We start from the raw sequence: 11318 nt of genomic DNA, 5'->3' as shown, positions 1-11318 counted from the left end.
TGTTGGTTTAATAGCATTTTCTGTTATGTATTGCTTTATTTGTATTTTCTGATCTGCGGTTAATCGAGAAGGTCTTCCGGTATGCGTTTTTTCAAAAAGTCCATCAACCCCAAAATCTAAATAGGCTTTAACCCACTTATTCACACTTACACGGCTTACTTTTAAAAATCTTGCTATTTCAGTTCGATTCTTTCCATCAACGAAATGAGAAACGGCTAATAATCTCATTCGTAATCTAGCATTGGATGTGGATTGAATAAGGTTAGGAAAATCTGGGATCATATGTGCTCCTTTGAAGAGCTCATATTAGATCACAAAATTAATGGGATTGGTATTACACATGGATTAACAAACTTGGAGTGAATACTAAAGACTTTGAAACGGTGTTTGTTCTCCAGAAAACTCCCGTCTGTTATGCATTTTATAAAAATATTCCCGACATTTTAGTAACTGAATTTCAGGATGCACTTAATGAAATTATAAAGACACAAACATATAGAGAGCTGCAAAAGAAATATTTCGGCAATTGATAGTTAATTCTCCAAAAGGATGAAAATCCTTAATATTATAAGCATAAGCTTTGCTAGCCCTTTACGGCTTCAAATCTAATAAAAACAAAAAACGGCCTTGAATCACTCTATGAGTAAAGTCAAAGGCCGTTTAAAAATTACATTTAAAGTGCAGTTACACTGTTTTATTTACCGGATTAATCCAGCAGTTTCCATGGCCCCCACTGTTCAGTACCCGGCTCCTGACCTTGGGTCCACCATAAAGCCCGGTAGGTTTTGCCGTTATAAGTGACGATATCACCGGCAAGGTATATTTTACCTGCATCCCAGGCACCTTCTGGAACAGGGGTCGTCTCCGTAGTGTAAGATCCTGTCAGGCTGACATTAGCAAATGACGCATAGGCTTTAACACGTACATAATAAGTGCCGTTGTCCTGTGTCATGGAGCATGTTTCTGCATTACCATTTTTTAACGGGCTGCAGTCAGAGGTCTGGTCTGTCGGCAGTGCACCGTACTTAACATACAGATCTGCATCTCCCGTGCCGCCGTTAATGGCAAACTTGATATTCTGCGCATTTGCAGGCACCTGCATGGTATAGACAATATCACTGCCGGTTGACGCCTGCAGTCCATTCACTGCTACACCGTTTTCCAGCTCTTTATCCGGTGTCGGCGTCGTTCCTGCACATTCACCCACACCAACAGCACACCAGGCGGCTTCGACAGATTTCTTGGCATCTTCACCATACAGATCCAGAGCAGCTTGAGCGGTGCCGCTTTTAGCCTGGAAAAAGTCTGTCGATGCATTGAAATAAGTCGTTAGTGCACGATAAAAAATCTTCTGCGCCTTTTCTAACCCTAACTTCTCAACTGTAATGGTTGTTTTATTACGCGGGTGTGTGCCGCCGTCAACAACCAGAGTAAAGGCTAAGTTGGCAATACCTGAATTCCCGTGCACGCCGCCGCGGTCATTCTGCTGGGTCGGGTTATTGGTAAAAGCAATACGCTCCGGATAATAATCTGTTGAATAACCGTCTTTAGTCGGATTATTCATATAACGTAAAGCATCGCCCGGTTTATTCGGAGTATATGAACCGGCGCCGATCGCCCAGTTAGGCTGCAGTGAATTACGATGATAAGCTTCAGCCGCCGCGCCCATAATATCTGACCAGGCTTCATTTAATGCACCCGATGCATTTTTATAGGCCAGATTCGCCGTATTCTGAGTAACCCCGTGAGTCAGCTCGTGAGCAATAATATCAAATGATTTAGTGAAATCGGTAAACTGGCTGCCATCCCCGTCTCCATAGAACATCTGGTTCATATACCAGACGGCATTATTCCAGCGGCTTCCCGTATGCACGCTTGAAATCATAGTCATATCACGGTTATCAATGCCGTTACGCCCTAATTTTTCTTTATAAAAATCATAAACTTCAGATGCGCCGCTGTGTGCACGCTGTGCTGAAGCATCGTTACAGGTCTGGCCCGTCGAACACTCTAACGTGCCGGGACGAGAGCTGTCGCTGTACTCTTTATTATGCATCAGGTAGGTTTTTAACTGCTTACTATGAAAAACCAGTGCATCACGTGTCAGCAGCTCGGCACTGTTGACATCAAAGAAAATTACATCGTGAGACAGCCCGGCTGTTGAGTAATACTTAACCTCAATACGGTAGGCAAGTTTTGTTTCTTTTGATAAAGGCAGATAGACATAAGCAAGCTCTGGTTCACTCACTACATCCCCGATAACTTCAGCGGCAGCGAGACTGGCCTGCGGATCGTAGGCAATTTCTGCAGTAAAAGAAGATATGTTTTCAGTCTTATTTTCAGCCACAGCACCACTGATAAAATATACATTACTAGAAGCTGTGCCTGCCATTAATGTATTACCGTCACTGCGGTTTTCATGAACAGTAATACTCGTTCCATAAACTTTTATACCGTCAATCAGCTGATCAAACCGGGTATGGCTTTTACCTAGTTCATCAACCCAGTAATCAGTAACAACAAAATTTTCATTACCAGTTAAGGCAAATGAGTCATCATTGCTTAATATATTTTTAAGGGTTCTTACAGAAGTTGCCGACTGAAATTCTTGTACATTATTTGTCATTGACAAATCCACGTCACCAGCAGCGTTAGCGTTAAACATTGTTGCCGCACAAGTTAAACCAATAACGACAGATAAATATTTTAATCTATATTGCATGTTTTTCTCCATAATAATAATACATTCCGTATAAATAAAACCGTTTTACCTATTGCACTTCCTTCTCTCTAAAAATTAATAAATATTCACTTATAACCTTTTAATATGTAATGACTATATCCAACAACACAAAGACTAACCACTGACTGTATGTCATTGTTTCTTACATGCGAGAAAAGTTACACGCGCTCACTTTACTCCCGCTTTTTTTTAAAACAACAAGAAAAGTTATGAGTTGTTTAAAAAACGATCCACTGTCACAAAAGATCATAAACAGATCAAAGAAAAACCAAGATTAAAAGGTGGTGGCTCAGATTTTGCTGAGCAGTATTTATTAAATTCAAAGAGAGATTGTTATTTGAGACAGAGAAAGAAATTGTCTGGATATATAAAAAATTCAATATAAATGTGATCTGCTAGAAAGAAAAAAAGTACCAGCAGGTGCGCTTTCTACCTGCGCCTTGAAAAGTTAATTAAATGACCTAGTGTTGACCACGTATGCAGGGTTAACTTAATTTAATCAAGTACTTCCAGAAAATAAATTTATATAGAACTCTAATTTCAACTGAAAATTAAGGATTATTATGAATTTTAATAAAATACTCATGACGCAAACGACAGCAGCGGCTTTACTTTCAACCTGTTTCATAACCTCATTATCTGCAGATGTCCTGTCAGCAGATAATGGAGCGGAGGCAGTGAATACATTCGCTTATAACAATGGAGAATTATTCACTGTTAAATTGAAAAACGGCGCCGTTTTAAATGTTGTTGATATTAACGGCCTGGCTTATCTAGGAGATATGATCCTGGGGAAAACAGACGAATTAAAACGTAATGGATTAGATATTGCAGCGGCTGACGGCATAAGCACAACCGCTGTGAATAATAACGGTGATCAGCCCCCCAGTTCAGCTATTCGTTATCCGACTTCCGGTTATAAATGGCCGAACGGCGAAGTTCCCTATCAGCTTGAAAGTTCACTGACAGCACAAGCCCGTCAAGATTTTTTATATGCAGTCGATCATTGGAATTCTACAACGAATGTAAAACTAACAGCGCGCACCTCGCAGAATGATTATCTCAGTGTTGTCGACGGAGGGGGCTGCAGTTCCTGGGTCGGCCGTGCAGGCGGACGCCAGACATTAACCCTGGCCAGAAACTGCGGACGAGGAGCCGCAATACATGAAATAGGACATGCAGTCGGATTGTTTCATGAACAGACTCGGTCCGACCGTGACTCCTACATAGATATTTTCTGGCAGAATATCCAGTCAAATATGAGTTACAACTTTCAAAAAATCACCCGGGAACAAGGGCAAGACTACGGACCATATGATTATTACTCCATTATGCATTATCGAACTAATGCCTTTGGTATCGGTAATAGAAGCACAATATCCATCAAGGACAAGAGCATAGACCCAAGACTTGTAGGCAATGCTCAGCAGTTAAGCGCAGGGGATATAACGGCAGCTGCTTATATATACGGCAGCTCCTCAAAACCTGTTTGTGAGGTAAAAATATTAGCTAACGGTCAAACGCTGAATTTAAGTGCAGATACAAACAGTGAACTGTGCTTTAAGGTTCTGTTACCCGATAACAGTGAATCTTATCAAATTACTACCCAAGGAGAAACGGGCGATGCCGATCTGCTGGTACGTCATAACGGCACTGCAGACAGTGAAAGCTACGACTGTAAATCTGCCGGAGAAAATTCCAATGAAACTTGTACAGGCACAGCCGAAGGCGGATTCCTGCATATTAATTTATTTGCCTATCAGGCATATGACAACTTAAACCTAACTGCTTCTTATAAACTAAAAGAGACACCTGCAGACTGTCCGCTGCTTGATATAACGACACAAGCTGCTCAAAACATCACCGCGGGAGCTAAAAGCAGCAGATGCTTTAAATTTTCACAGGCAGCATCAGGCTCACGCCTTAACTTTCAAACTCAGGGCGGCAGCGGAGACGCTGATCTGTACGTAAAAATGGGTGATATTCCAAGTAAAGAACTGTTTGACTGTAAAAGCACCGGAGAAAACAGCAGTGAAATCTGTACTATCGATTCACAGGCAGGCGACTATTTTGTGCGGGTATTTGCCTGGGATGATATTAAAGATGTGCAGCTTTTTGTCACTGAATTAACTGCTCCGGAGCACTATACAGGCGAACTGTCGACAAACTCCGAAGTGGATATTCAGCCCGACAATAACTGGTTTCAATACTCAGGAGGACAGCTGCAGGCAAGACTTCAAGGGCCGGATAATTCCGATTTTGAATTAACCCTGCAGCGCTGGGACGAGGAGAAAAAGGTATGGTATGACATCGCCAGTTCAACCACTCCCAATTCCGATGAATCTATTACTATTAATGTCAGCGAAGGTTATTATCAGTTTAAAGTTTTCAGCTGGGACAGCCAGAGCAAAGGCCGTTACACCTTTAAACTGCAGAAATAGAGACAAATGAATTAAACACTCAGTTCCCATTCTCTGCATGGAAATTCAAATTGACCAGCTGTGCACCAAGCGTCAATCTATGTCTATCCCACGCGGAGCATGGGAACGAGTTAATCTCTTTCTACGCGGACATGGGTATGAATAAAAAAGCCTGCGGAACTGCAGGCTTTCTATCGCTTACCCGGTTCAGTTTTCATACTCGCACAGGAACTCAAGTGAACAGCCCGGCATCAAACCTCAATCTATGTTTTTCCTCGCGGAAACAGCTGTACTTTTTAGCGTTAACAGTAAAGCAAGCATCAGCAGAAACCATATTCTCGGTTCCGGCAGCGTGAAAGTAGAAAAAACTTTTGAATTAAACGTATTAAAATTAAGGCTGGTATTAACATCTGCAAGGTCAATATCCAGATCCCACTGCCAGTATTCATCCACAAATACTCCATCAATATCTATATAAGCTGACGGCTCAAAATCGACATCAACCACTACCGAGTTTTGTAAGCGAATATCCTGAAGCTGCAGATCCCAGAAACCTTGCATCGGCAGACTGACAGGAAGGTAATAAGGAATGCCTACTGGTGAAAAACTGGAAATACTGAAAGGAGACAGCTGCTCTACACCACTATCTCGATGAACGGCACTCACTATCCCGCTCAGTGCATTGGCAACAAAAGTAGTATCCTGCTCAAGACTGAACGATACCCCGGCTTCAAGACTAATCGGCGAAGATGATACCTCAACTCCTAAAATCTCTCTTCCTCCCCAGTCACTGTAAGGGGTCTGCAGGGTCGGCCTAAAACCAAAGCTTTCAGAAGTATTTAAACCAGTAATGCTCGCGCTGTATAAATTACCCGACTTATTTACAATATTCCCGAGATTCGCGTACCAGCCAAGATTCATTCCGACTGCAGTTGATGTTTCAAAACCACCACCGCTGTTATCTCCTCTAAAAACCAAACCTAGGGTCGTATCTCCGCTAGGATCCACCTCTTCAGGATAGATTACCTGCAGTCTGCTGTTAAAATCCGCATTCATTACACCAGATGTTGCAACATCAATACTAAAACCTGCTCCTGAATTACCAACAGCCGCACCAAACTGTGTATTGTAGCCGACACCATTCATAATAAGTTGTTGAGGTGCGTGAAAATCAAGATCCTCGGTTATTATGGCGGCAGACAACTCCTGTATAGTAAGAAAACTCAAGCAGGTTATGATAAAAGCCGATATCCTTTTCATAATATTCTCCATATATTGCCGCAGATCCAAAGATGCTGCGGAATCAGATTCAGGTCTGTTGAGTAAGCTGTTTATCACATATAGAAGCACAGGCTAGTGTCGAATTTGACCGGCAGACGGCTCCTGCGAACGGCAGTCTAACTCTGATAATCAAGCAGCAAAACATATGCCACTTATGTTTTTCAAACACTTACGAGCTTTTTTCGGGTGTGCTGTTAATTTATTCGACACTGACTAAGACAAAAAATACAGGCTGTGATCTGTTTTTGTTTTGTTATCACTAAAATAATTAATCAGAATTCGAGGCGGCTGTTATTAATATTGCGGGCAGTTATGACAGGGAAAAATTACAATTTTTTATCAATAAGTTACGAAACACAACTAGTGCTTAGTATGAAGAAGGAGAATTCAGTATGAGAAACTTTTTAAAATATTCCCTGTAATGGCTCTACTTGTGAATGTAATAAAAACCGACAATTAGATTTTAAGCCGTATTACAAACCTGGAGACTGTAGATAAATCCAGCAGTTAAGGCCTATCTGCGGTAAAAAAACAAAAAATAATTTACATCGCGAATTAATACTTATATCTTGAAGGTGCGCCGATACAAAGAACTAGGTTTAATTATGCTTTATTATACAGCCAAACAATCTGTTACTTCTCTGAAACTATTCAGTGATGCTGTATTGCGCGCAGCAGCAAATATTATTATCGCCATTATTCTAGTGATTATTAACTAGGCTGGCGAATACTTCCGTCAGCCAGGCTGACGGAAAATGTCGTATTTCCCTTCTTCTTTTTTTTTCAGCTCAACTGACGGTCCTAACTAAAACAATACAGGACACTTCCATTGAAAACACACGACTTACTTGCCATCGGCTTAATGACATTCGCCCTTTTTCTTGGCGCGGGCAACCTGATTTTTCCCCCCTCGCTGGGTTTAGAAGCGGGCACAAACTTGTTTCCGGCCATGCTGGGGTTCTTGATTACCGCGGTTGGTTTACCCGCTTTTACGCTTATTGTTTTAGGACGTATCAGCAGCACACAAAATCTGACTAAAGCGCTGCCGGGATGGTTAGCACGTACATTCTGGATTTTACTGTTTTTAGCTATCGGTCCGGCTTTCGGCATGCCTCGTGCGGTTACCGTCGCTTACGAAATGGGTATTAAGCCCTTCACATCCAGTGATCACCTGTTTTTATTCTCGCTGGTTTTCTGTGCATTTACATTACTTCTTGCTTTTCAGCCCGGCCGTTTAGTCGATTATATCGGCAAGGTAATCACGCCGCTGTTAATTGTGATGCTGGCGGCGCTGGCTTGTTCCGCCATCTTTTTTCCATTAGGTTCAGCACAGGCTCCGTCGGCAGATTATCAGTCAGATGCTGTGACACACGGGTTAATACAGGGTTATATGACTATGGATGCCATCGCCGCGGTCGGATTCGGCTGGGTGATCATTCAGGCAATCAACATGAAAGGAGTTACCGAGCCAAAGGCTGTTGCAGGCTGCGCATTCAAAGTCGCAGTAATTTATGCACTGCTTATGACCGGCTGTTATGCGGCAATGGGCTATGTGGGGGCAACATCAACATCTGTCGCCGCCAATGCATCTAACGGCGGTGAAATATTAACTCTCTACACTGCAGGTGCATTTGGTGTTTATGGTCAATGGCTGCTGGCGGCAATTATAGTAACTGCATGTCTTACCACCACTGTCGGTTTAACCAATGCCTGCGCTGAATATTATAAACAGACCTTCAATGCACGCTTTTCTGTCACCGCAGCCCTAGTTGTTATTCTTACCGGTACTACTGCTAATTTCGGCTTAGAGCAGATTCTGTCCGTCAGTCTTCCTGCTATTTTAGTACTTTGCCCGGCGGCTATCGCGTTAGTGCTGACCGCTTTGCTGTTTCCTAACAAAAAAGCAGTCTCTGTTACCTATATCACAACACTATTAACAACGTTTGTTTTCGGCGGTATCGATGCACTTAATATATTAGCAATAATGCCGGAAAGCGTGTCAGGAATTCTCAGCCGCTTCTTACCTTTATACGATGCACATGCGAGCTGGTTTCTGCCCTGTTTAATCATACTTTCTGTCAGTGTTGTGCAGACTGTTTACCTGAAAAACGGCGGCTTTAAAATGCAGCAGAAATTAACAGCCACACATGGTTAGAATCAACTAAGCAATAAGCTGTTTTTACAAAGCTTTGATTGTCCGCAATTACCTTGGCTCAGCACATTAAGCTGCAGAGCCAAGGTATTGAATAAAAATTATTCCGCTTTTCCCGGCAGTCTACGTTTCGTTCACGGAACAGCTAAAACCGCACAGTTGCACAGATCATCACTTTCAAATTTTGTTATATCCCCGGCTTTTAAACCGGGAACAGGAAAAACACGCACCGTTAAGGGTTTATTTAAACGAAACGCCATGGTGCCGGTATCACGCATTAACGCGCTTATTTTCTCAATCGGCGTATCTCCAGGAATGGGCACGGTATCTAAACCAATACCGCACACCGCGCTGTAGGTCAGCAGTGCGCGAATATCATAATCTCCGTCGATTGAGCCCTGTGCCAGACCGCTGTCTTCGGTAACGGCCAGCATCAGACCGGAGAATCCCACTAAGGGCACCTGTGTAACTGATTTAAAAACCCGGGTTAATAATGCTGAAGCCTCAACCGTGCCCGATGCACCGAAGTAGGGAATACCCATCTGCTTATACACATCCACCATACTGGAGCAGTCTTTTGAGGGAGCGGCTGAACTGTCTATTCCAGCAAAAACAAAACCACTGTTATTGTGTTTTTCAAAATCGACCAGAATTTTATTAACCGCACAGACATGATAATGCAGCGCTTCACTCATCAAACGGTAATATTCTGCATAATATTGATTATGACTAAGTGAACTGTTTTTCTGGTTAAACTCTTTGAGCACATGCACCAGTAAGTCCGGCGTTTCAAAACCAATCACATACTGGTTTCCTAATGTCTGCTCATGATAGCTAGCCGGAAAATAAGGGATCAGTGCTTTACAGTTAAAATTAACCGTAAAGTTAAAGTTGCCTTCACCGCGCGGGGTGATCCGGCTGATCTGCTCAACAGCTTTGGCAGAGTCGATGATCAGCTGATTATCCAGAAAACCGTTTTCATCTAAGGGCACATTGACACAGGCATTACACAGATCGCCGTAGGAGCGGATCAGTTCCGGCAGTAAAGAAATCTCATGAGCTGTTTTTGCTTCGCCGACGGCAAAACGAATACGCAGTCCCGATGATTCAATGGAATTTAATAACTCGCTGATATAGTGCAGATCTGCTTTGGCAGTGTGGATATCACGAGTATTTAAATACTCGCCAAAGGCGTTGGTCACAATACGAATTGACTGCACCTGATAATCGTTCTGTATAAATTTTTGCGAGAGAGATAAACAGAAATCAGACGCTTTGCGGATCTCTTCTTTCCAGCTTAAGCGGTTTTTATCTAAGACTAAAAATGTCGTAATCGTGCGTAACTTACACAACTCCCGGGATTGATAATTCATTATAAAAATTCCTCTTAGTCTATGATTTAAAATACAAACGTAATATAACCAAACCTGCCTTTATTGTTAACAGCAGACAAACTTATTTAAGCACTTCTATGCGCGGCTGCTGATAACTTTCTGCACTAAATTAGAGCAGTAAAAGTGACTTGTCTGCAGCTTAAAACGTGATCCCGGCGCGCTTTTAACCTCTACAGATCTAATTTTACAAAAAAAGTCTTAAAATCATTCCCTTGATTAGCTGTAAGTCGCCGATAAGCGCGATCTTCATGTTACAATTCCCTGCGAATCAGTGGATTAATTATTATCTGCAAGTCGTTTGAACAGCTAATTTAAGAGAGTTAAAGATGGCAACTATTAAAGACGTGGCCAAGGAAGCGGGTGTATCAATTGCCACTGTATCAAGAGTGATCAATAAATCACCAAAAGCAGGGAAAACATCAATAGAAACAGTGCGGGCGGCCATGAGCAAATTAGGTTACCGCCCTAATGCCAATGCACGAGCGCTGGTTAAAAAAAATACCAATACTATCGGCGTATTAGTAAGCGATATTTCCGATCCGTTTTTCGGATCATTATTAAAAGCAGTCGACCAGGTAGCACGCGATAATAATAAACATCTGTTAATTGGTAATGGTTACCATAATGCAGATGCAGAGCGTGAGGCTATTGAACTGCTGATCAACAGCTGCAGTGAATCCCTGGTGCTGCATTCTAAAGCGCTGAGTGATGAAGAACTGATCAACTTTGCTAAAGAAGTACCGGGTTTAGTACTGGTTAACCGTTATATTCCGGAAATCGCAGAGCGCTGCGTCTGTTTTGATAATTATAAAGGTGCCTATATGGCCACCGAATTTCTTATCCAGAACGGCCACCAGCATATTGCCTACATTAATTCAGATCATAAAATCAGTGATGCCGATGAACGTCGAGAGGGTTATATGCAGGCGCTGCAGGATCATAACCTGCCCTGCCCGGACCATTATACCCTTGACGCCCACCTTAGCGACCGGGGCGGCAAAGAAGCGATGATCGAGCTGTTAGCTAAAAATGTGCCGATTACTGCCGTTGTTGCTTATAACGATTATATGGCGGCCGGTGTACTGGCGGCTCTGGAAGAAAATAATATTGCCGTACCGGAAAAAATGTCATTAATCGGCTTTGATAACGGCCTGATTGCCCGTTATGTTCATCCTAAGCTGACCACCATTAATTACCCGATCGGCATGATGGCTAAGCAGGCAACGCAGCTGTCGCTTAAACTGGCTAAAAATGAGGAATACGCGGCTGAAAATCAAGTGTTCCAGCCGACACTGGTAAAACGTTTCTCGGTCAATAAAATCCATTCG

At 42.5% G+C, this 11318-nt stretch carries 7 protein-coding genes; 3 read left to right on the top strand and 4 right to left on the bottom strand.

Annotation, left to right across the window (positions count from 1 at the left end):
* Together G337_RS0117585 and G337_RS27850 are read right to left on the bottom strand one after the other, a co-directional pair.
* A partial coding sequence (locus G337_RS0117585; RefSeq protein WP_028862239.1) for a helix-turn-helix domain-containing protein occupies positions 1–282 on the bottom strand: 282 nt, incomplete at its 3' end.
* A 424-nt stretch (positions 283–706) separates the two neighbouring features.
* Positions 707–2722, bottom strand: coding sequence for a M4 family metallopeptidase (locus G337_RS27850; RefSeq protein WP_051303357.1), 2016 nt, complete (start codon positions 2720–2722; stop codon positions 707–709).
* 584 nt (positions 2723–3306) lie between these two features.
* On the opposite strand from G337_RS27850, the gene G337_RS27845 reads away from it, so the two are divergent.
* Positions 3307–5184 (top strand): M12 family metallopeptidase, encoded by a 1878-nt coding sequence (locus G337_RS27845; protein ID WP_051303354.1) that lies wholly within the window; start codon positions 3307–3309, stop codon positions 5182–5184.
* 237 nt (positions 5185–5421) lie between these two features.
* On the opposite strand, the gene G337_RS0117565 is transcribed toward G337_RS27845, so the two are convergent.
* The gene (locus tag G337_RS0117565; RefSeq protein ID WP_028865053.1) at positions 5422–6423 is read right to left on the bottom strand and encodes a hypothetical protein; all 1002 of its coding nucleotides are present in this window, start codon (positions 6421–6423) and stop codon (positions 5422–5424) included.
* Between the two features lie 850 nt (positions 6424–7273).
* On the opposite strand from G337_RS0117565, the gene brnQ reads away from it, so the two are divergent.
* Positions 7274–8599, top strand: a complete 1326-nt coding sequence (brnQ, locus tag G337_RS0117555; RefSeq protein ID WP_028865052.1) for a branched-chain amino acid transport system II carrier protein — start codon at positions 7274–7276, stop codon at positions 8597–8599.
* Between the two features lie 131 nt (positions 8600–8730).
* Here the strand turns inward: brnQ and G337_RS0117550 are convergent, their stop codons facing one another.
* Complete coding sequence (locus tag G337_RS0117550; protein WP_028865051.1) at positions 8731–9969, bottom strand: DUF711 family protein; 1239 nt, start codon at positions 9967–9969, stop codon at positions 8731–8733.
* 347 nt (positions 9970–10316) lie between these two features.
* On the opposite strand from G337_RS0117550, the gene G337_RS0117545 reads away from it, so the two are divergent.
* Positions 10317–11318 (top strand): substrate-binding domain-containing protein (locus G337_RS0117545; protein ID WP_028865050.1); only part of this gene is annotated, 1002 nt, incomplete at its 3' end.

The organism is Psychromonas aquimarina ATCC BAA-1526, assembly GCF_000428725.1.
In the GTDB taxonomy this organism is placed as follows: domain Bacteria; phylum Pseudomonadota; class Gammaproteobacteria; order Enterobacterales; family Psychromonadaceae; genus Psychromonas; species Psychromonas aquimarina.
The sequence above is the reverse complement of the archived record's forward strand: the minus strand, read 5'-3'. Positions and strand labels throughout refer to the sequence as shown.